This window comes from Hymenobacter sp. HDW8, from assembly GCF_011305775.1.
Lineage (GTDB): Bacteria > Bacteroidota > Bacteroidia > Cytophagales > Hymenobacteraceae > Hymenobacter > Hymenobacter radiodurans.
Genome location: NZ_CP049907.1, coordinates 3,482,338 through 3,503,439, shown reverse-complemented (window position 1 = coordinate 3,503,439; position 21,102 = coordinate 3,482,338). Strand labels below are relative to the sequence as shown.

The 21,102-nt window shown below is 52.9% G+C and carries 23 protein-coding genes; 20 read left to right on the top strand and 3 right to left on the bottom strand.

What is annotated here, in order from left to right:
- Window positions 1-139: 139 nt before the first annotated feature.
- Window positions 140-826, bottom strand: a complete 687-nt coding sequence (locus G7064_RS14950) for a carboxypeptidase-like regulatory domain-containing protein (RefSeq protein ID WP_166074212.1) — start codon at window positions 824-826, stop codon at window positions 140-142.
- Window positions 827-938: 112 nt separating this feature from the next.
- On the opposite strand from G7064_RS14950, the gene G7064_RS14945 reads away from it, so the two are divergent.
- The 19 genes from G7064_RS14945 (at window position 939) to G7064_RS14855 (ending at window position 19,225) form a co-directional block, all read left to right on the top strand.
- The gene (locus G7064_RS14945) at window positions 939-1,334 is read left to right on the top strand and encodes an ArsR/SmtB family transcription factor (RefSeq protein ID WP_166074211.1); all 396 of its coding nucleotides are present in this window, start codon (window positions 939-941) and stop codon (window positions 1,332-1,334) included.
- A 43-nt stretch (window positions 1,335-1,377) separates the two neighbouring features.
- A complete protein-coding gene (locus G7064_RS14940) occupies window positions 1,378-1,674 on the top strand; it encodes a (2Fe-2S) ferredoxin domain-containing protein (RefSeq protein WP_166074210.1) in 297 nt (98 codons plus the stop codon).
- Window positions 1,675-1,676: 2 nt separating this feature from the next.
- Window positions 1,677-2,399, top strand: coding sequence for a YjjG family noncanonical pyrimidine nucleotidase (locus G7064_RS14935; RefSeq protein ID WP_166074209.1), 723 nt, complete (start codon window positions 1,677-1,679; stop codon window positions 2,397-2,399).
- A gap of 39 nt (window positions 2,400-2,438) precedes the next feature.
- Window positions 2,439-2,987 carry a hypothetical protein gene (locus tag G7064_RS14930; RefSeq protein ID WP_166074208.1) on the top strand — a complete coding sequence of 183 codons (549 nt, stop codon included), beginning with the start codon at window positions 2,439-2,441 and terminating at the stop codon, window positions 2,985-2,987.
- A 148-nt stretch (window positions 2,988-3,135) separates the two neighbouring features.
- Entirely contained in the window at window positions 3,136-4,806 is a 1,671-nt protein-coding gene (gene pruA, locus G7064_RS14925; protein WP_166074207.1) for an L-glutamate gamma-semialdehyde dehydrogenase, read from the top strand.
- Window positions 4,807-5,050: 244 nt separating this feature from the next.
- A complete protein-coding gene (locus G7064_RS14920) occupies window positions 5,051-5,443 on the top strand; it encodes an NADH-quinone oxidoreductase subunit A (protein WP_166074206.1) in 393 nt (130 codons plus the stop codon).
- 71 nt (window positions 5,444-5,514) lie between these two features.
- Entirely contained in the window at window positions 5,515-6,072 is a 558-nt protein-coding gene (locus G7064_RS14915) for an NADH-quinone oxidoreductase subunit B (RefSeq protein ID WP_223284720.1), read from the top strand.
- Window positions 6,073-6,138: 66 nt separating this feature from the next.
- On the top strand, window positions 6,139-6,705 hold the full coding sequence (locus G7064_RS14910; RefSeq protein WP_166074205.1) for an NADH-quinone oxidoreductase subunit C: 567 nt from the start codon (window positions 6,139-6,141) through the stop codon (window positions 6,703-6,705).
- Between the two features lie 18 nt (window positions 6,706-6,723).
- On the top strand, window positions 6,724-7,986 hold the full coding sequence (locus tag G7064_RS14905; RefSeq protein ID WP_133274064.1) for an NADH-quinone oxidoreductase subunit D: 1,263 nt from the start codon (window positions 6,724-6,726) through the stop codon (window positions 7,984-7,986).
- A 21-nt stretch (window positions 7,987-8,007) separates the two neighbouring features.
- On the top strand, window positions 8,008-8,565 hold the full coding sequence (gene nuoE / locus G7064_RS14900) for a complex I 24 kDa subunit family protein (protein WP_166074204.1): 558 nt from the start codon (window positions 8,008-8,010) through the stop codon (window positions 8,563-8,565).
- Window positions 8,566-8,639: 74 nt separating this feature from the next.
- Window positions 8,640-9,980 carry an NADH-quinone oxidoreductase subunit NuoF gene (gene nuoF, locus G7064_RS14895; RefSeq protein WP_166074203.1) on the top strand — a complete coding sequence of 447 codons (1,341 nt, stop codon included), beginning with the start codon at window positions 8,640-8,642 and terminating at the stop codon, window positions 9,978-9,980.
- 115 nt (window positions 9,981-10,095) lie between these two features.
- Entirely contained in the window at window positions 10,096-11,097 is a 1,002-nt protein-coding gene (locus G7064_RS14890) for a 2Fe-2S iron-sulfur cluster-binding protein (RefSeq protein WP_166074202.1), read from the top strand.
- Between the two features lie 71 nt (window positions 11,098-11,168).
- Window positions 11,169-12,269 (top strand): NADH-quinone oxidoreductase subunit NuoH, encoded by a 1,101-nt coding sequence (gene nuoH, locus G7064_RS14885; protein WP_133274066.1) that lies wholly within the window; start codon window positions 11,169-11,171, stop codon window positions 12,267-12,269.
- A gap of 65 nt (window positions 12,270-12,334) precedes the next feature.
- A complete protein-coding gene (locus tag G7064_RS14880) occupies window positions 12,335-12,913 on the top strand; it encodes a NuoI/complex I 23 kDa subunit family protein (RefSeq protein WP_133274067.1) in 579 nt (192 codons plus the stop codon).
- A 57-nt stretch (window positions 12,914-12,970) separates the two neighbouring features.
- The gene (locus G7064_RS14875; protein WP_166074201.1) at window positions 12,971-13,480 is read left to right on the top strand and encodes an NADH-quinone oxidoreductase subunit J; all 510 of its coding nucleotides are present in this window, start codon (window positions 12,971-12,973) and stop codon (window positions 13,478-13,480) included.
- Window positions 13,481-13,770: 290 nt separating this feature from the next.
- A complete protein-coding gene (locus tag G7064_RS14870) occupies window positions 13,771-14,445 on the top strand; it encodes a TetR/AcrR family transcriptional regulator (protein WP_166074200.1) in 675 nt (224 codons plus the stop codon).
- Window positions 14,446-14,468: 23 nt separating this feature from the next.
- Window positions 14,469-16,202: a peptidase domain-containing ABC transporter gene (locus G7064_RS14865; protein ID WP_133274070.1), complete on the top strand. Its 1,734-nt coding sequence runs from the start codon at window positions 14,469-14,471 to the stop codon at window positions 16,200-16,202.
- 122 nt (window positions 16,203-16,324) lie between these two features.
- On the top strand, window positions 16,325-17,707 hold the full coding sequence (locus tag G7064_RS14860) for an HlyD family secretion protein (RefSeq protein ID WP_166074199.1): 1,383 nt from the start codon (window positions 16,325-16,327) through the stop codon (window positions 17,705-17,707).
- 63 nt (window positions 17,708-17,770) lie between these two features.
- Window positions 17,771-19,225, top strand: a complete 1,455-nt coding sequence (locus G7064_RS14855) for a TolC family protein (RefSeq protein WP_166074198.1) — start codon at window positions 17,771-17,773, stop codon at window positions 19,223-19,225.
- 56 nt (window positions 19,226-19,281) lie between these two features.
- On the opposite strand, the gene G7064_RS14850 is transcribed toward G7064_RS14855, so the two are convergent.
- Window positions 19,282-19,662 carry a DUF1682 domain-containing protein gene (locus G7064_RS14850; protein ID WP_166074197.1) on the bottom strand — a complete coding sequence of 127 codons (381 nt, stop codon included), beginning with the start codon at window positions 19,660-19,662 and terminating at the stop codon, window positions 19,282-19,284.
- A 72-nt stretch (window positions 19,663-19,734) separates the two neighbouring features.
- Window positions 19,735-20,340 (bottom strand): RNA polymerase sigma factor, encoded by a 606-nt coding sequence (locus G7064_RS14845; RefSeq protein WP_240731491.1) that lies wholly within the window; start codon window positions 20,338-20,340, stop codon window positions 19,735-19,737.
- Window positions 20,341-20,713: 373 nt separating this feature from the next.
- Between G7064_RS14845 and nuoK the strand changes: the two genes are divergently transcribed.
- Window positions 20,714-21,046, top strand: a complete 333-nt coding sequence (gene nuoK, locus G7064_RS14840) for an NADH-quinone oxidoreductase subunit NuoK (protein ID WP_133274073.1) — start codon at window positions 20,714-20,716, stop codon at window positions 21,044-21,046.
- Window positions 21,047-21,102 lie beyond the last annotated feature (56 nt).

Below are 21,102 nucleotides of genomic sequence, written 5' to 3'. Positions count from 1 at the left end.
CTCTAAACTGTCATGCCGAGCGCAGCGACGCAGCTAGCATGCTGACGACAGATTACTACTCTTGGTAAACACGCCAGCTGCGTCGCTCCGCTCAGCATGACCGATTGGGGGGCTTTTATTGCTTTAGCAAGCTGACTAATTAATAATCTACGCCTTCCTTTTTCTTAAACTCCCCATCTTTCACTTGCTGAATTAGTTTCAGCCAGCTGAAAGGGTTCAACAAAGGATTATTGGTTTGAGGCGTTTGGCCCATACCCATGCGCCGGTCGTAGCCCTGCTGCTGCTGTTGAAGGGTCTGGCGGTAGTTGCCGGCACTGGTGACGGGCGCATTATTAAAAATCTGGCGGAGCACGTCGGGGCTCAGGTTTCTGGCGGCACTGCTGCCGCGTTCCTTAGGCAGCTTCAGGGCTAGAAAAGCCTCTTTAAACTCCTTTTCGGTGGCATAGGGAAACACCCGCACTTCGGGCAGCACCGTCACGTCTTCTTGCAGCGAAACGATAACCGAGTAGCTCTGCCGCGGATAATCGGGCGGGATGATAACGTATTGGTTGCGGTAGCCCAAGGAGCGAATCACGATGCTGTCGCCGGTGAGGACAGGCAGCGAGAAGTAGCCGTAGAGGTTAGTAGCCGTGCCTCGGCCCGCCGAAGGAACAAACACGGTAGCGCCCGGCACACCTAACAGGCTGTCGCCGGTGGCTACGATACCAGAAAACTGCACTACACGCCGCTGCCCCTGCGCGTGGCCAGCGGTGGGAGCCAGTACAAACAGCACCAATAACAGCCCTAGGGTGGTTACAAGCGCATACATTCTACTTTTATCAGACATACTCGGGTGGGCTATACTGCAATAATACGGCTCTTTGGGAGGTCGAAGCCGGACGGAGCGTAAATTTGTTCAGTTCAGAGCGGGGGCTTTTTCCCGCTTTGTTCGGTAAAGGATGCGTCTTAAACACTTCAGCGTTGCATTTGGTCAGCAACTATTTAAGGCCCTCGGCGACGAGTCGCGGGTGCGCATGCTGCATTTGCTTTGGCGCAACCAGGAAATGTGCATTTCCGACCTTGAACAGGTCTTGGACTTCACCCAAACCAAAACCTCCCGCCAATTATTGTATCTGAAAAACGCGGGCTTGGTCAGCTTTCGGCGACTCGACAATTGGGCCTTCTATTTTATAAAAGATGAAATGGCGGACCTGGTTCACCAGTTTTTGGGTTACATGGAAAAAGACCCTCAGCTGATGCGCGATCAGCAGATTTACCAAACGCTCTGGTCGAATCGGGAGTTGGCCGCGTACAAGCTTCAGAATCGCCGCTGGACGGGCTATCAACCAGCATAAGGGTGTTGGCCTGCGCGGCGGTTGAGCTTAGCTAGTTTAGTTTATGAAATACGAACATCACCTTTTCGTTTGCACCAACCAAAAAAGTGAGGTAGGCCGCGACGTGGTGAAGGCCCTGAAAAAGGAAATTAAAAAGCAGGGACTCAGCAAAAAGCTCAACCGTGCCTTTCCCACTGGCTGCATTGATGAGTGCAAGCATTGCAAAAAAGGATGCGGTGCGGCCCTCATTGCATATCCCGAAGGCGCGATTTACGGCGACGTACAGCCCGACGACGCGCCCGCTATTGTGCGCGAACATCTGCTGCACGGGCGCGTTGTATCTAAACTCCTACTTGATTAAAAATGCCCCCCAGCCAATCATTTCGTCCAGCCAAGGCTTATCGTCACCTCTTCTTTGACCTCGACCATACGTTGTGGGACTTCGAGAAAAACGCCGACGAAACCCTGCGTACGCTCTTTACCCACTATGATTTGGGCCGCTTCGGCACCTTCACGGTGGAGGAGTTTATTGACCGCTACCGCGACATCAATCATGCGCTGTGGCGGTTGTATCAGGGGGGCAAAATCACGCAGCAGCAGTTGCGGAGCACGCGCTTTACGCGCACGCTGGTGCGGCTCGGCGTAGCGGAAGCCGACGTGCCGGAGGGCATTTCCCAGCACTTTACCGAATTGCTTCCTACTAAGTCGGCGGTATTTCCTTTCACCTATGACATGCTGGAATATTTGCAGACCAAATACACTCTGCATTTGATCACGAATGGCTTTAAGGAAATTCAATACATCAAGCTCGATTCGTCGCAGCTCACACCTTTCTTTCAGGAAATAGTTACCTCCGAATGTAGCGGCTTCCTCAAGCCCGACCGGCGCATGTTTGAGCACGCCCTGGAACGCACCGGCGCTAGCGCTGAGGAAAGTCTGATGATTGGTGATAACCTGGAATGTGACGTGCTGGGCGCTTTTAATGCCGGCATTGATCAGGTGTACTTCAACCCCGAGAAGAGACGTCATTTTAATGAAGTGACGTATGAGATTAGCTGTTTGAGCGAGCTAAAGGAGATTTTGTAGAAGAAAAAGCCCCCCAATGCCGTCTACCTTTGTGCTGATATGATACACTTACTCGGCATTTCGGGGAAGCGAGGCAGCGGCAAGGATACCGTGGCTCGCCTTATCCAACAACTTCAGCCAGAGCGCAACTGGCAGATTCTTTCTTTCGGCGACGCCATCAAGGCGGTGTGCGCCACCTTGGCTGGCGAGGCAATTGCCCCCTATTACTACCAAGATGGTAAAGCGCAACTGCTTCCCATCTTCGAGCGCACCCGCGGCGAAATGCTTCAGCAAGTAGGCCACGCCCTACGGGCCTGGGAGCCCGAAATTTGGGTCAAAGCTTTCTTTGCCCGCCTGCCCGAGGATCAGTTTGTCATTGTACCTGATGTGCGGTTTGCCAACGAAGCCGACCCTATTCGGGAGCGCGGCGGCCTAATGTTACGCTTAGAAGGCGACCCACTCCAACAGCGTGGCGACGGCACCCGCGACGATAATCACCCCAGCGAAACGGTGATGGATGCTTATCCACACTTCGCTACCATTATCCACAACAATGGCTCTCAGGAAGACCTAAAAGAGCAGGTAATGGCACTATTGGCTAGTCTTTAGTTATAAGATATAGCTCTACAGACTTACAGAGCAATGTCGGATCGGACACGAGCATCAGCAAGCAACTACGCTTACTTACGGTTGTTCAACTCCCTGTTACCTTTGCTTCTCCTCCCCATCAATAAACCTACACCCAAAGACTAACTCCATGGCCAACGGCTTTTTCAACGTTCCTACCCCGATTAACGAACCTGTTAAAGGCTACGCGCCCGGCTCCAAGGAGCGCGCCGAGTTGCAGCAGACCCTCAAAAACCTGAAGAAGCAGCAGGTAGACATTCCAATGTATATCGGCGGGCAGGAAGTGCGCTCTGGTAAAACCAAAACCATTTCGCCTCCCCACGACCATAAGCACGTGTTGGGTCAGTTTCACGAGGGTGATGGCACGCACGTAGCTCAAGCAATCGAAGCCGCTTTGGCCGCCCGCCGCGAGTGGGCTGAGTTGCCCTGGGAGCACCGCGCCGCTATTTTTCTAAAAGCTGCTGAGCTATTGGCCGGCCCTTACCGCGCCCGCCTGAACGCCGCTACCATGCTGGGGCAAAGCAAGAATGCTTTTCAGGCCGAAATTGATGCGGCTTGCGAGCTGATCGACTTCTTTCGTTTTAATGTGCATTTCCTCCAGGAAATTTATAAGCAACAGCCTGAGTCGGCGCCCGGCATGTGGAACCGCTTGGAACACCGTCCGCTGGAAGGCTTCGTGTTTGCGCTAACGCCGTTCAACTTCACTTCCATTGCCGGCAACTTGCCTACGTCGGCCGCGCTGATGGGCAACGTAGTGGTATGGAAGCCCGCCAACACTCAGATTTACTCGGCTCACGTGCTCATGGAGCTGTTCCAGGAAGCAGGCGTGCCGGCCGGCGTTATCAACTTAGTATATGTGGATGGCCCGACCGCTGGTGATGTAATTTTCAATCACCCGGATTTTGCGGGTATTCACTTTACCGGCTCCACGGGTGTTTTTCAGAACATCTGGAAGACGATTGGCCAGAACATTCACAAGTACAAGTCTTACCCACGCATTGTGGGCGAAACGGGTGGTAAGGACTTTATCCTGGCTCACCACTCGGCACACCCACGCCAAGTAGCTACGGCTATTTCCCGGGGAGCATTTGAGTATCAGGGCCAGAAGTGCTCGGCAGCGAGCCGCGTGTACATTCCTTCCAATCTCTACCCGGAGGTAAAAGCCTATTTGCAGGAAGATTTGAAGTCGATGAAAATGGGCGACGTAGAGGATTTCGGTAACTTCATCAACGCCGTAATCAGCGAAGCTTCCTTTGATAAGCTGGCCAAGTACATCGACGGCGCCAAGCAAGACCCAGCGGTAGAAATCATTGCGGGGGGCAAATATGACAAGTCGAAAGGCTACTTCGTGGAGCCAACGGTGCTGGTGGCCAACGACCCCAAGTACGTGACCATGTGCGAAGAGCTGTTTGGCCCGGTGTTAACAATGCACGTTTACGACGCGGATAAGTTTGAAGAAACGCTCGACTTGGTGGACAGCACTTCGCCTTACGCCTTGACTGGCGCCATCTTCGGCCAAGACCGTTACGCTATTGACTTGGCTTCGAAGCGCTTGGTGAATGCTGCCGGCAATTTCTACATCAACGACAAGCCCACCGGTGCTGTGGTTGGTCAGCAGCCTTTCGGTGGCGCCCGCGCCAGCGGCACCAACGATAAGGCTGGTTCCATGCTGAACCTCCTGCGCTGGGTATCGCCCCGCGCCATCAAGGAAACCTTCGTGACGCCGGTGGATTATCGTTACCCTTTCCTGGGCGTTGAAACAGGTGAAAACCTGAACGTGACTGGGCAGGGTGGTTTTTAATCTTGCTATCTAAGTTGTAAAAAGCCCCCCAGAAGTACTTCTGGGGGGCTTTTTTATTCCATAATTCTTTTCTCTTCTGTCAACTCACTTTTCTGCTTAGCTCCTGTTCTAACTGTAACTAAGCGGCAGATTTGCCACTTCATTACCTTTCTCCGCCAAGCGCAGCTTCACCTTTGTTCCCAAACCCGTACGCCTTACCTTTGCTTTTCAGTGCTGATTTACCTCTAGCCCTAATCTAGCTACTATGTTTCTTGCTCTTCCGGCTGCGCAATACCAGCCTTCTGACTATCTGCCCATCTTAGTTCAGCTTGGGTTTGCTATAGCTTTTGTCGCTTTTGCGATGATTGTATCTCACTTAGTAGGCCCGAACCGCAAGAGCGCCGTTAAGGACAGTTCCTTCGAGTGCGGCATCGAGTCGGTGGGCAATGCCCGCACGCCGATTTCGGTGAAATACTTCCTGACAGCCATTCTATTCGTGCTGTTCGATGTGGAAGTAATCTTTATGTATCCTTGGGCGGTCAACTTCCGCTCGTTAGGTACAGAAGGCTTTTTACAGATGATTGTATTCTTGGCGCTGCTCATGGCAGGCTTCGTGTACGTTATCAAAAAGGGCGTATTACGCTGGACAGAGCGCTAAAAGGCAAACTTTTGCCTCTTTGCCAGTGTTCGTCAGATGGGTATTCCCATTTCTGAAATAGACTCATTCTTATGACTGATATACGAGTTCCTGAAATCAAAACCGTAGGCGCACCGGAAGGAATCGAGGGTGCAGGCTTCTTTGCTACTTCCTTAGAAAAGGTGGTTGGCATTGCCCGCGCTAACTCACTCTGGCCGTTGCCTTTTGCCACTTCTTGCTGCGGCATTGAGTTCATGGCCACCATGGGCTCTCACTACGACATTTCTCGCTTTGGTTCGGAGCGGCCATCATTCTCGCCCCGTCAGGCCGACTTGCTCATGGTAATGGGTACTATCGCCAAGAAAATGGCGCCCATCGTGAAGCAAGTGTACGAGCAAATGGCTGAGCCTCGTTGGGTACTGGCTATGGGCGCTTGCGCCTGTTCGGGGGGCATTTTTGACTCCTATTCTGTGCTTCAGGGCATCGACCGTATCATCCCCGTTGATGTGTACGTGCCCGGCTGCCCGCCCCGTCCAGAGCAGGTGCTCGATGGTTTGATGCGAGTACAGGATCTAGCTAAAAACGAGTCTATCCGCCGCCGCAACTCGCCCGAGTATCAGGCGCTGTTGGCCTCCTATAATATTAAGTAAGAAATAGACAGCAGGAGCATTTAAGTTATAAATGCTCCTGCTGTCTATTTCTAGTTCCTCTCAAAAATGGCTGAATCGAACGAAGAATTCACTGTTGCTCAAGCTGCTGTAGCTGAAACCGATCCTAATACGTTGACTAATGCCCGGGTACTCACTACCCTTCAGCAGCTATTTGGCGAAGATGCTTTCACGGATGTAGAACAGCCTTACGGCTTACTTACGGCCACTACCACACGCGAGCGGATTCACGAAATCATTCAGACTCTGCACGGCGAGCCAACCATGCAGTTCAACTTTTTGACTACTATGTGCGGGATTCACTATCCCGAGCAGGAAGGTCAGGAGTTAGGGATGATTTATCATCTCCACAGCTTGGTGCATAATGTGCGCCTCCGGCTAAAAATCTTTTTCCCAATTACCGATCCGGCCGTACCTACGCTCACTGATGTCTACGCCACAGCGAACTGGATGGAGCGCGAGGCTTTCGACTTTTTCGGCATCATCTTCACGGGCCACCCTAACCTCATCCGCATCTTGAATGTGGAGGACATGGACTACCACCCCATGCGGCGTGAGTATCCGCTGGAGGATGGCACTCGCGAAGACAAAACTGACCTGTTTTTCGGCCGCTAGGCCCCTGATACCTTTATCATGGCAGTAAACGACACGCTGGAAGGCACCCATAAGATTCATCAAGAAGCCCGCGAGCAGCAGCATAACCAGCTCGTGCCCACCCTCAACGACTTCAGCCAAGAGCTGACGACGCTGAACTTGGGTCCGACACACCCTGCTACGCACGGCATTTTTCAGAATATCCTGCAAATGGATGGGGAGCGGATTATTTCCGGCGTTCCTACCATTGGCTACATTCACCGAGCTTTCGAAAAGATTGCCGAGCGGCGGCCATTCTACCAGATTACGCCCCTCACCGACCGAATGAATTATTGTTCCAGCCCTATCAACAACATGGGTTGGCATATGACGGTGGAAAAGTTGTTGGGCATTACGGTTCCGAAGCGCGCGCAGTACATGCGCGTCATTATGATGGAGCTGGCCCGCATCACCGACCACCTGATCTGTAATTCTATTCTGGGAGTAGATACGGGGGCCTTTACTGGCTTCTTGTACGTGTTTCAAGAGCGTGAAAAGGTCTACGAGATTTACGAGGAAGTATGCGGCGCACGCCTCACGACCAACATGGGTCGGGTAGGCGGCATGGAGCGTGACTTTTCGCCGGTGGCTATCGAGAAGCTGCGCAAGTGGCTGAAGGAGTTTCCGGCCGTAATGCGTGAGTTTGAAAGCATGTTTACTCGCAACCGCATCTTCATGGATCGGGTGGTAAACGTGGGCCCAATCACAGCCGAGAAAGCGTTAAACTACGGCTTTACCGGCCCAAACCTACGGGCGGCCGGCGTTGACTACGATGTGCGGGTAATGAATCCTTATTCGTCTTACGAGGACTTCGACTTCGAAATTCCAGTAGGTACCAACGGCGATACTTACGACCGCTTCCTAGTTCGTAACGAGGAAATTTGGCAGAGCTTGCGCATTATTAATCAAGCGCTGGACAACTTGCCCGAGGGTCCATACCACGCCGACGCACCGCACTATTATTTACCCCCCAAGCAGGCCGTATACAAAAACATGGAGGCTCTGATCTACCACTTCAAAATCATCATGGGTGAGATTGAAGCGCCGGTGGGTGAGGTGTATCACTCCGTGGAGGGCGGCAACGGCGAGTTGGGCTTCTATCTAGTTTCGGATGGTGGCCGCACGCCGTATCGCCTGCATTTCCGTCGCCCCTGCTTTATTTACTACCAAGCCTACTCCGAAATGGTGGTAGGCACCAGCCTCTCCGACGCCATCGTGATTCTGAGTTCGATGAACGTAATTGCCGGCGAGCTGGACGCGTAGTTTTTGCTGAATTTGTCTCCTATGGAAGTTACGACTGCTCCCGCTAAGCCTCAATTTTCGGCCGCTGCCCAAGCCGAGATTAAGCGCATCATCACGCGCTATCCTGAAGACCGTAAGAAGTCGGCTTTGCTGCCGGTGCTACACATTGCGCAAGCAGAGTTTGGTGGCTGGGTAAGCCCTGAAGTACAGGATTTGGTAGCCGAAACGCTGGACCTCAAGCCAATTGAGGTGTATGAGGTTTCGTCGTTTTACACCATGTTCAACCTCAAGCCGGTTGGTAAGCACGTATTGGAAATCTGCCGCACAGGTCCTTGCATGTTGCGCGGTTCGGATGAGCTAACGGAAAACTTGGAGCGCATTACGGGAGCGAAGGTGGGCGAAACCTCACCCGACGGTATGTTTACCATTAAGATGGTCGAGTGCCTAGCGGCCTGCGGGTTTGCGCCGGTGGTGCAGGTGCGGGAGAAATACTACGAGAGTCTCGAAACACCGGAGGCCGTGGATGCAATGCTGAACGAACTCCGCAGCATGGTTCACCGGCCGATACTGCCGTGGGAAGAGCAGAAAGATAACGCTTAGCCTTTAAGCCAATTAGTTGCTTAAAGAACAAATACAACTAACCCTTCACTCCTACCCCTTACGCTGGAGAAATTATGGGACGCAAGCTATTAACTGAACATATAAACGTTGAGGGAATCGACACGTTTGAGGTCTACCGCAAATACGGTGGGTACCGCTCCGTGGAGAAGGCCCTCAAGACGATGACCCCCGACGAGGTGGTGGAGGAAGTCAAGAAGTCGGGCCTACGAGGGCGCGGCGGCGCGGGCTTCCCGACGGGAATGAAGTGGAGCTTTTTGGCGAAGCCCGAAGGTGTACCACGCTACCTCGTCTGCAACGCCGACGAATCGGAGCCCGGCACCTTCAAGGACCGGCAACTGATGTCGAAGCTGCCACACTTGCTCATTGAGGGCATGATTACAGGCAGCTACGCTTTGGGCGCGCGCACTAGCTACATCTACATTCGCGGCGAGTTATTGTACGTACTGCGCATTCTGGAAAAAGCTATTGCTGAGGCGTATGCAGCTGGTTTTTTAGGCGAAAACATCCTTGGCTCAGGCTACTCACTGGATTTGCATGTGCACCCCGGTGGTGGCGCGTATATCTGCGGTGAAGAAACGGCTTTATTAGAATCACTGGAAGGCAAACGCGGCAACCCACGTAACAAGCCGCCATTTCCAGCTGTGCAGGGATTATACGCTCGGCCTACGGTAGTTAACAACGTAGAATCCATTGCCGCTGTGCCCGTTATTGTGAACGAAGGCGGCGATGAGTACGCCAAAATCGGCATTGGCAAAAGCACTGGGACTAAGCTTATTTCCGCTTGCGGTCATTTGAATAAGCCAGGTATCTACGAAATCGAGCTTGGTGTACCAGTTGAGGAATTCATCTACTCGGATGAGTATTGCGGCGGCATATGGAAAGGGCGCGAGCTGAAAGCAGTAGTAGCTGGTGGCTCTTCTGTGCCGATTCTACCGACGGAGCTCATCTTGAAAACTGCCGCTGGCGAGCCTCGTCTGATGACGTATGAATCCTTATCCGATGGTGGCTTCGTAACCGGCACTATGCTGGGCTCGGGGGGCTTTATTGCCATGGACGAGACGACTTGTATCGTGCGCAACACCTGGAACTTCTCGCGCTTCTACCATCATGAGTCGTGCGGACAGTGCTCACCCTGCCGTGAAGGCACAGGCTGGCTCGAAAAAGTTTTGCACCGCTTAGAACATGGTCACGGTGCGATGCACGACATCGACCTGCTGGTAAGCGTAGCCAAGCAAATAGAAGGCAACACCATTTGCCCCCTAGGTGAGGCAGCGGCTTGGCCCGTAGCGGCGGCCGTACGTCACTTCCGCGACGAGTTTGAGTGGCATGTAAAGCATCCTCAGGAGGCCACACGCGCCGGCGCGGTTTACCCTGGCAAAGCCGTTTTGGCCTAGCAACGATTAAAAAAAGAGATTTAAAATTCAAGAATTGACCCCTGCATACCTCAGCGTTTTTCCTCACAGGGGCCCGACGCTGTAGTAACCAAGGCCAATCTTCGCTGACTCTGAAATGGCTAAAATAACTTTTGACGGCATCGAGGTAGAAGTTCCAGACGGAACAACCATCCTCAACGCGGCTCGCACCATCGGCGGCGGTATCGTGCCGCCTGCCATGTGCTATTATACTCCGCTGAAAGGCTCGGGGGGCAAATGCCGGGCGTGCTTGGTACGCGTAGCTGCTGGCTCCACCAAAGATCCGCGGCCGATGCCCAAGCTGGTGGCCTCGTGCATTACGCCTGTGCAAGACGGCATGGTGGTAGAAAACACGACCTCCGAGCAAGTACTCAATGTGCGCAAAGGCATTGTAGAAATGCTACTCATCAATCACCCCTTAGATTGCCCTGTGTGCGACCAAGCTGGTGAGTGTGACCTGCAAAACTTTGCCTTTGAGCATGGTGTATCCACCACCCGCTATGAGGAAGAGCGCCGCACCTTCGAAAAGATTGATATCGGTCCGCTGATTCAGCTGCACATGACGCGCTGCATTCTGTGCTACCGCTGTGTATACACTGCCGACCAACTCACTCCAGGCCGCGTGCATGGCGTACTAGGTCGTGGCGACGCTTCCGAGATCGGTACGTACATCGAGAACATCATCGACAATGACTTCTCAGGTAATGTTATCGACGTGTGCCCCGTAGGTGCGCTGACCGACAAAACCTGGCGCTTTAAGCAGCGCGTGTGGTTCACAAAGCCTGTGAACGCCCACCGCGACTGCCCCAAGTGCACTGGCAACGTAGTGCTGTGGTACAAAGGCAAAGACGTACTGCGCATCACGGCTCGTAAAAACGAGTATGGCGAAGTAAAAGAGTGGATTTGCAACGAGTGCCGCTTCGAGAAAAAAGAAACTGCCGACTGGACCATCGAAGGCCCTGCGCATATCGATCGGACTTCTGTGATTTCAGCTAATCACTACGAGTTGCCCGTAGTAAACCCGCAGATTATTGCAGATTTGCCGGAGAGCTCAGTGCGCGATTTAGAACAAAATCCTCCCTTGAAATTGGGTAATTAACTAAGCGCTAGTTGTGTAGAATCTCTAAGTGAGTAATACACAGCTGGTATATGAAACTAGTAATATACTACATGGAACTTCCCGCACTGGGCTGGCAAGCCCTCGTTATTCTGGTGGTGTTCGGCGTTTCGCTGCTCATCGCCACGTATTCTACTTATGCGGAGCGCGTTATTGCGGCCTTCCTGCAAGACCGTGTCGGTCCGGACCGGGCGGGTCCTTTTGGCTTGCTTCAGCCACTCGCTGATGCCGTGAAACTGTTCACGAAAGAAGAGTTTTTCCCAGCTGGCTCTAACCGTGCGCTTTTCGTTTTCGGTCCGTGCTTGGCCATGGTTACGGCACTGATGGCATCTGCTGTAATTCCCTTCGGCAACTACTTGCAGTTCGGCAGTACCATTATTTGGTTGCAAGGCATTGAGGTAAATATCGGAATGCTATATGTGTTCGGCGTTGTCTCGCTGGGTGTGTACGGGATTATGATTGGCGGCTGGGCTTCCAACAATAAGTTCTCGCTGCTAGGAGCTATTCGGGCCGCTTCGCAAAACATCAGCTACGAGCTGGCCATGGGCTTGTCCCTCATTGCCGTACTGATGATTAGCGAGACCTTATCACTCCGCGAAATCACGCTGCAGCAATCAGTACCGGGCGAGTGGCAATTCTGGAATATTGTAAAGCAGCCACTGGGCTTTATTATCTTTATTGTCTGCTCTTTCGCTGAAACTAACCGTACTCCCTTCGATTTGCCTGAATGCGAAACGGAGTTGGTCGGCGGCTACCACACTGAGTACAGCTCCATGAAAATGGGCTTATACTTATTCGCTGAGTACATCAACGTGTTCGTGGCCTCGGCCGTGATGAGCGTGCTGTATTTTGGTGGCTTCAACTTCCCTTTTCAATATGAGTTGCGTGCTTTCTTGGCTGAGTCGCAGGGAGCAGTTACAGCTCATAATATCGTAACGGCGCTGGGCGTAGTAGCGATATTTGTCAAAATCTTCTCCTTCATCTTCTTCTTCATGTGGGTTCGTTGGACCCTGCCTCGCTTCCGCTATGATCAGCTTATGCGCCTGGGCTGGACCATCCTGATTCCGCTGGCCATTTTCAATATTCTACTTACTGGGGGGCTAATTGTATTCAACATTATCCCGCAGGTACCGAAGTGGTGGCTGCTGCAGTAATTCAGCCCGTAAGTAAATTTCCAGGCTGCACATCTGCCTCACTCGGATTTAGAAACTAAATCACCATGCAACCTTTAAGCAATAGAGCCAAGATACTGGCGAAGAAGCCGATGACGCTCGCTGAACGAGCGTATTTGCCGGCTATTTTCCAGGGTCTAAGCATTACGATGCGGCACTTCTTCTCCAAGAAAGCTACCATTCGGTATCCAGAGGAGACCCGGCCCTTCTCTCCTATTTTCCGTGGTCTGCACGTGCTCAAGCGTGATGAGCAGGGCCGGGAGCGGTGCACAGCTTGCGGCCTATGTGCTGTGGCCTGCCCCGCTGAAGCTATTACGATGGTAGCTGGTGAGCGTAAAAAAGGTGAAGAAGGTCTCTACCGCGAAGAGAAATACGCCGTTAGCTACGAGGTAAACATGCTACGCTGCATCTTCTGCGGCTTATGCGAAGAAGCCTGCCCCAAAGCTGCCGTATACTTGCAAGCCGATAAAATGGCCCCTCCACGCTTCGAGCGCGACGAGTTTATCTATGGCAAAGACCGATTGGTAGAACCAGTGTCGCCGGATGCGCGCTCACAGCGAGGCATTCAACTCACCCCTGAGCAGGCCGAGGCATTACGTAACAAAATGGCCCAACAGCCCGCCTAACCTGTAACACGTAGTTGCAGCCCGGCTGCCTTGTTTCTGACGGTATTTCCTTCGCTTATGTCTCCTCTCTTTCTCTTTCTGTCATTTGTAGCACTGTTTAGTGCATTGGGCGTGGTACTTGCCAAAAACCCAGTGCATAGCGTGCTCTTTTTGATTCTGACGTTTTTCACAATATCAGGGCATTATCTGCTGTTGAACGCTCAGTTCTTAGCAGCGGTAAACATCATTGTGTACGCCGGGGCTATTATGGTGCTGTTCCTATTCGTAATCATGTTCCTGAACCTGAATGCTGACGCAGAGCCTCGTAAATCAGCTTTGTCTAAAATAGCGGCGGCTATAGCTGGCGGCTCGTTGTTGCTCATTTTGGTTGCAGCCCTACGTGATATCCAGCCCGGAGGTGCAAGCGCTACTGCTTTCGATTCGCAAATAGGAATGGTAGATCGGCTGGGCATAGTGCTGTATAAACAATACATGCTGCCATTTGAGTTGGTGTCGGTATTGTTCATAGTGGCTATGGTCGGTGCTATGATGCTCGGGAAGCGGGAAACAGGAGAGCGAAACTTCTAATCTTATCCTCAAGTCAAAAGCAAAAAGCCCCCCTGATTAATCAGGGGGGCTTTTTGCTTTTAGCGTTAATCAATCCTGGCATTTCACAATAGCTATGTTGCTGGCTACCTATTCGATTTTAATCTCGGATTACACAATATTCAAATTTTGAAATTAAAAGCACATTAATTATTCATAATAGTAAAACTATTATGGACGAAGGTGGTATATCTTCGCGTCAGAGCGAACGGTTTTCTGCCTACCAGAGTCGCCTGCCTCACCTTGCCATTTAATACTTTCCTCCTTTAGAGATGACGACTCTACGTCCGGAGCTTAATCATAAGCTCTTCTTGCGCGACCCTCAGGAAACTGATCTAGGCCGCAAAATCATTGCTGCCAGCGTACAGCTTATCGATCAGATTGGCTTTGAACAATTCACGTTCAAAAAGTTAGCACAGCAGATGGGCTCTACGGAGGCTTCTCTTTATCGCTACTTCGAAAACAAGCACCGTCTGCTTGTTTACCTTATTTCATGGCATTGGGCATCGCTGCGCTTTCAAATCAGGTTTCATACTCACAACGTAGCTGACCCACGCGAGCGGCTGCGGCTTATCCTGAACATCATCACAAATGCTCACCTAGACATTGCTACAACCGCCGACTTCGATGAAGCGGCCTTGTATCGCGTTGTGGTAGCGGAGGCATCCAAAACCTACCTAACGCACGAGGTTGACGAGGTAAATCATAGCGGGTTTTATCGGGAGTACAAATCCTTATGTGCTGATGTGGCCCTCGTAGTGCAGGAAATTGCCCCCCACTACCCCTACCCACACGCATTGGTAAGCACGTTGCTGGAAACGGCTCGCAAGCAGCTCTTTTTTTCCCAGCACCTGCCTTCCCTAGCCGACGCTCCATCACCCGCGACGGCTGGTAAAGACATCTTTGGGTTTCTAGAGCACATGGCTTTTTCTGTCTTAAACAAATAATTGATCATCAGCAGGCTTTAGCAATGGCTTCAACCTCATCAGGACCGACACCAGGTCAGCGCTTATGGCAGCTTCTGCTTACTGAGCGCCGTGATATCGCCTACCTCTACGTATACGCTGCGCTGGCTGGGTTTATCAGCTTGTCGTTGCCCTTAGGGGTACAAAGCGTGATTGGGTTTGTCTCGAGCGGAGCGGTAAGTACCTCACTGATAGTGCTCATTATTTTTATTGTGGTGGGTACACTGCTGGTTGGCTGCCTCCAGATTATGCAGATCTATCTAGTGGAGTTTCTGCAGCAACGCTTGTTTGCGCGGGTTTCTTTCGACTTTGCCGTGCGCCTGCCGCGGGTGCGTACAGAGGCACTAGGCAACGAGTATCTGCCAGAGTTGATGAATCGAATGCTCGACACGCCTACTCTTCAGAAAGGAATGGTTATCCTGCTCATTGACTTCACGTCGGCAGGGCTCCAGATTTTGTTTGGGCTAATCCTGCTGTCCTTTTATCACCCGATTTTTATAGCATTTGGTCTGTTGCTGGTCCTAATGCTAGGCATACTGCTACGCCTAACGTGGTATCAGGGAATACAAACCAGCCTCACCGAATCGGAATATAAGTACCGCGTTGTATCCTGGCTGGAAGATGTCGCCCGCACCGTGCACACATTTCGCCTAGCACCCCGTCACACCTTAGTGCTTGATCGTACGGACGATCATGTCAATGGCTACCTCTCGGCCCGCCGCTCACACTTTCGGGTGCTGATGGCGCAATACCTAGGGTTTGTGGGGTTCAAAACGTTGATTACAGCTGGCTTGCTAACCATCGGCTGCTGGCTGCTCATCAATAAGCAAATCAATATTGGCCAGTTTGTAGCCTCCGAGATTATAATCATTTTGACAATCGGGGCAGTAGAGAAAGTATTGATTAAGCTGGACGTGGTGTATGATGCGCTGACTTCAATCAATAAGATTGGGCATGTGCTGGACTTGCCCACGATAGAGAAGCAGCCTGGAGCCAATTTGCCCCTCACTGATACTGGCGTGCAAGGCTTAGCTGTCGAGTTGCGGTTGGTGTCCTATAGCTATCCTTACGCCTCACGCTCAGTACTCAACGATGTATCCCTGCAGCTAAACCCAAAGGAGCATCTGGGTTTAGCTGGCTACGATGGATCAGGCAAGACCACGCTTCTACGCGTTCTGGGGGGCTTACTCGATGGCTACCAAGGAGTGGTTACGTTCGACGGCACAGCACTACGTGACCTCTCCCCCGAAGCATTATCGCGCACGGTAGGCGAGAATTTTTCCCATCAGCATTTGTTCACTGGCTCGGTGCTGGAAAACCTGACCCTGAATCAGCCCGAGATACTACCCTCCGATGTGACTTGGGCGCTTGACTTGGTGGGACTTCGTGATAAAATAAACGCTTGGCCTCAGGGCTTAGCTACCGTTCTTACTGCTGGTTCTCCCCTCCCCGACAACGCAAAGCAGAAGCTGCTGCTGGCCAGAGCATTGGTTCGTCGTCCGCGCCTACTATTGCTCGATCATTTTTTGCCTGCTGTTGAGTCTGCCGAGCGCTTTCGCATTCTCAAGCGCCTTCTCGCTCCCGAACTTCCTTGGACCCTGATTGTGGCTTCCAGCGAACCGCGCGTGCTGGCGCTCTGCCCACGTGTCGCGGTGCTTCGCGAGGGAAACCTAGTAGCGGTTGGAGATTACGCGACGGTTGCTCAGCAACCTGAACTGCAAGAGCTGCTGACAATCTAAATGCTACGAATCATTCACCTATAAATTCAGAGCACTCCTACTGAACAGGTTACTATAATGTGTCGCGTAGAATAGTCTTCCTGTGAGGCCTTCTTCAAACAATATATAATTCCTTCCACAGCATGCCGTTCACTGAGTATAGACTTCCTGAAACCCATCCTGAAGCCAATCGATTTAGTTCGTTTGGCAAGGTGCAGACACCGCGTACCGGACGGGTGCTGGCCCGTTGGTGCGGAGCGCTAGGTCTGCTGGTGCTGTTATGCGGCTTTCTACCCTGGACGCAGAATATCCGTTCCAACGGTACGCTGACAACCCTCCGCCCGCAAGATCGTCCACAAACCGTTCCCAGCACGATTGGGGGGCGAATTGTGCGGTGGCGCGTTCGGGAGGGCCAGCTAGTACAGCGTGGTGATACGCTGGTTGAAATCGCAGAAATCAAGGACAAGTATTTTGATCCCGAGTTGCTGATCCGGACCCGTGAGCAGCTACTGGCCAAGGAAGGCTCTTTGCGGGAGAACGGGGCAAAGGCGGCGGCGTTGGGCCAGCAACAAGTAGCGCTGCGCCAAGCATTAAATGTCAGCCTAGATAAAGCCCGCAATAAGGTGCTGCAATCGCGCCTTAAAGTACGCAGCGACAGCGCCGAGTTGGTGGCCGCTAACACTGACTTTGCTATTGCGCGGCAGCAACTGGAGCGCCAGGAAAATCTTTACAAGCAGGGCCTAAAATCCCTAACTGAGTTGGAGCAGCGGCGGCTTAAGTTTCAGGAATCGACGGCCAAACAACAGGCAGTGGCTAATAAGCTGGGCGTAAGTCAGCAGGAGTTAGTAAATGCCCGTTTGGAGTTGCTGTCGCTCAGTGCTGAGTATCAAGACAAGCTAGCAAAGTCGGAAAGTGACCGGCGTAGTGCTACGGCCTACCAGTTTGATACCGAAGGCCAAATTGCCAAGATGCGCAATGAATACGCAAATCTAACCTTACGCAATGCCTTTTACCGGATCACTGCTCCGCAGGACGGATATGTAGTGCGCGCGCTGAAACAAGGTTTAGGTGAGATCATCAAGGAGGGCGAGCCTATCGTGACCGTGATGCCTTCAACGCCCCAGCTGGCCGCTGAGCTTTACGTGAAGCCAATGGATATTCCGCTGCTTTCGGTGGGCCGCAAAGTTCGACTGCAATTTGATGGCTGGCCCGCGCTGGTGTTTTCGGGCTGGCCCGGCACGAGCTTCGGCACCTTCGGGGGCGTAGTGTCCGTCATCGACAACATTGACAGTCAGGGGCAGTACCGCGTGCTCGTTACTCCTGATCCTAACACGGAGGCTTGGCCCGATCCGTTGCGGGTAGGCAGTGGCGTGTATGGCTGGGCATTGCTCAACGATGTACCGATTTGGTATGAACTGTGGCGTCAGCTGAATGGCTTCCCGCCCAATTTTGTGGGCAAGCCAAAGGCGGTTGATAAGCTGGTAAAAACCGACAACACAGAAAAGTATGCTACGGCTGAAGAGTAAGCGCTGTTTATACAGCTACTACTAAGTATTCTAATCCTATCGCCCAAATCACCTTTGCCTTTTATGGTTCGTTCCGTCTTTTTGCTGGTTGTGCTCCTGGGAACGGGGTTGCTGTCCACCGGTTGGGCGACGGCACAGCCACTGCCGCGCGATACCACGCAGCTGGTCTTTACGCTCACCGATCTGTTTACGCACGTTACGTTACGGCACCCAGTGGCTCGGCAGGCTGGCTTGCTGCCCGAGCGCGCCCAGCAGGAAATTCGCTACGCCCGCGGCCTGCTCGATCCATCTGTAAGCAGCAAATACTACGGCAAGACGTTGGGTAGCAAAGACTATTTTAATACCTGGGACAATACCCTGAAGGTACCGGTGTGGTTTGGCTTTGACTTGAAAGCCGGCTTTGAGCGCAATGTGGGCACCTACGTAAGCCAGCAAGTACGGACACCCGAAAGTGGCCTAAGCTATCTGGGCATATCGGTGCCCCTAGCGCAAGGCTTGCTCATTGATGAACGCCGGGCGGCCATCCGCCAAGCACAGGCATTGGCCGGCCTAGCCGAAGCCGAACGCCGTGGCGCCCTCAACAAGCTTTTACTATCGGCGGCCAAAGACTATTGGGAGTGGAGCTTGAGCCACCAACGCTTAGAACTATTACGCTATAATGCCGAGTTGGCGGAGGTACGATTCAGGGCGGTGCGTGAGCGGGTCCGGCAGGGCGATCTGGCAGCCATCGACTCGGTAGAAGCACTCACTGAACTTCAGAATCGGCAGGCGCAACTGGTGCAGGCGCGGGTACAGTGGCAAAATGTGACGCTCCTGCTTAGTAACTATTTGTGGGACGAGCAGAATCAGCCACGAGAATTGCCCCCCACCTCGCGCCCCGAAGCCTTACCCGCCCCCGCTGCGTGGCGCTCATTGCCCCCCGATTCGGTGGAGGCGCTGGTGAACCTGGCTAGTCAAATACACCCTGAATTGGCAAAGTCGCGGGCCAAGCTCAACCAATTAGGCATTGAACGCCGGCTTTTATCTAACAAGCTATTACCCAAGCTATCAGTAGATTACAACCTATTGCGCACTGGGCAGCCATTCCAGCCTGAAGGCGATATGCAATGGACCAATGCATATCTCACCAACAACTACAAGCTGGGCCTGAGCTTCCAATACCCGCTGTTGCTGCGCCAAGAACGAAGCAAGCTGCAGCTCAACCAACTAAAGCGGCGCGAAGCCGAACTAAGTCTGCAACAGGACACGCGGGAGGTACAAACTACCGTGCGCACCGTCGCCAACGATTGGGAGGCTCTGCGCGAGCAGCTTCGCGTGCAGGAGCAGGTAGTGGAAAACTCCCAGAGGCTACGCAACGGCGAGCAAATCCGATTTGAAAACGGTGAGAGCTCCGTGTTTCTGCTCAATTCCCGCGAAGCCTCACTCGTCAGCGCACGAGTAAAGTTGGCAGAGCTGCAAGCCAAATACGCGCAGGTGCAGGCTACACTGCGTTGGGCAGCCGGAGGAAGCCTAGAATAAATTATACATGAGATTACAGCCTAAAAAAAGCCCCCTGAGATTCTAGGGGGCTTTTTTTAGGCTGTGGTAGCCGTCGGTGCTTGTTCTGGCTCTTGGCGCCGCATCCACGGCGGGCCGCAACTGGTGCGCATTTTTTGGCGAAATTTCTCCTGCTCCTCCGGGGTTAGGTGGGCCATACGTGACTCCATTTTCTTGCGCCAGATTTCGCGGCGCCGGCTCCAGTCGCCGGGACGGCCGCCGCGGCCCCAGCCACCAAACAGAATACGGGTAAGGATAAGCAAGCCGAGGGTTTGCCAGAAGCTGATAGCAGGCCCGTTAAAGAGCACGGGCACCAGCCAGTTCCACAAGCTCATGGTTACGAAGCCAGCGGCGGCCACAAACATTGTTGCGAAGAAGAAAAACTTGAGGCCGCGTAGCAGCCAGAATGAACGATTCATGGGGGTGGTTTTATGAAGTATGTCTTGTCACCGAGGCGAGGCTTGCGAAAATGCGCCTCATCTGGGGGCTTTTTAATCAGTGAATAGCTCGGTGTACAGTTTCTGCAGGCGCTTGCGCAGGTGCTGAACGGCGTAGTGCTTGCGGGAAATCAGGGTTTTGAGCGGTACGCCGGTTTCGGCTTCCATCTCGCGGAATGTTTTCTCCTCCAACTCGTGCCACACGAACACCTGACGCTGGTTGGGGGGCAATTCTTCTAGCGCTTCTGCCAGCGCCTCCATCAGCGTTTCGCGCAGCAAGCGGTTTTCCGGGGAGTCGTCGTGAGCGGGCAGCACATCAGCGAGCAACAGAGAATCGTCTTCGTCGTCAAAGCCGCTGACTAGCTCATTTTCCAACGAAACAGCTTTTTTGCGACGGTAGAGGTCCGTGATTTTGTTGCGGGCCACCCGAAAGAGCCAAGCGGCGGCTTGCTCCACAGGTTTGAGCAGGCGGTAGCTTTCAACGAGTTCGGCAAAGACGTCCTGCAGCACGTCTTCCGCCTCCGCCTCGTTGGGAATACGGCGCCGGATGAACTGCAGCAGCCGGCCGCGTTGTGCGCGCACGGCTTCTTGTATCTGCTGGTCCTGGTGGCCTGCGGTCATTGCCAGCGTCGCGTCGAGCGTGAGAGGTAGCGTTTCCATTCTGCCGAGACAGACGGATGAAATAGCAAAATACTTTATAGCGGCCAAAGTATCTGCTGGAGCCGCAGAAAGAAGGCTGAACGGCTGGCTTTGCGGCACTCCTCTCCACCTAGGTAATAGCATACACCATCCGGGCGAGCGCTTCTACCCCTGTACTTTGACCCTGGTGGGCTTTTTGCTCCTTGTGCCAAAACGTCTCTGGCTGGTTTGGCTAGTTATTATTACTCTCTTACCTCAGCAGCTAAAGCATGGCTGAGCTTCGTGTTAGCTGCCTATAGAGTGTGCGTTTTCCGATTTTCAGGATACCTTTGCCAGCTAATTAGCCCCGGCCGAGCTTCGGGGGGCTTTTTGCTTTGTCGGCTAGCCCAATTGCATGGAACAGACCATCCCGGAAGTCATTCGCACCGTCCCGCTTCAGTATTACGTCTTCTTTGCCACGGCCTTGTTTGCCATTGGCGTAGCAGGAGTGCTCGCGCGGCGCAACGCCATCATTATTTTCATGTGCATTGAGCTGATGCTCAATGCCACGAATGTTTTGCTAACCGCCTTTTCCGCGTATCGTGCCGACCCAAACGGGCAGGTTTTCGTGTTTTTCATCATGGCGGTGGCCGCTGCCGAGGTGTCGGTGGGCTTAGGCATCATCGTGATGATCTATCGAAATTTCCAGAACACCGACGTCAATCTGCTTAGCCGTTTGAAGTGGTAATGATAATCCACCTGTCGTCTTGATGCTTGAAAGACTTAGCCCCGTTGCCATGAATC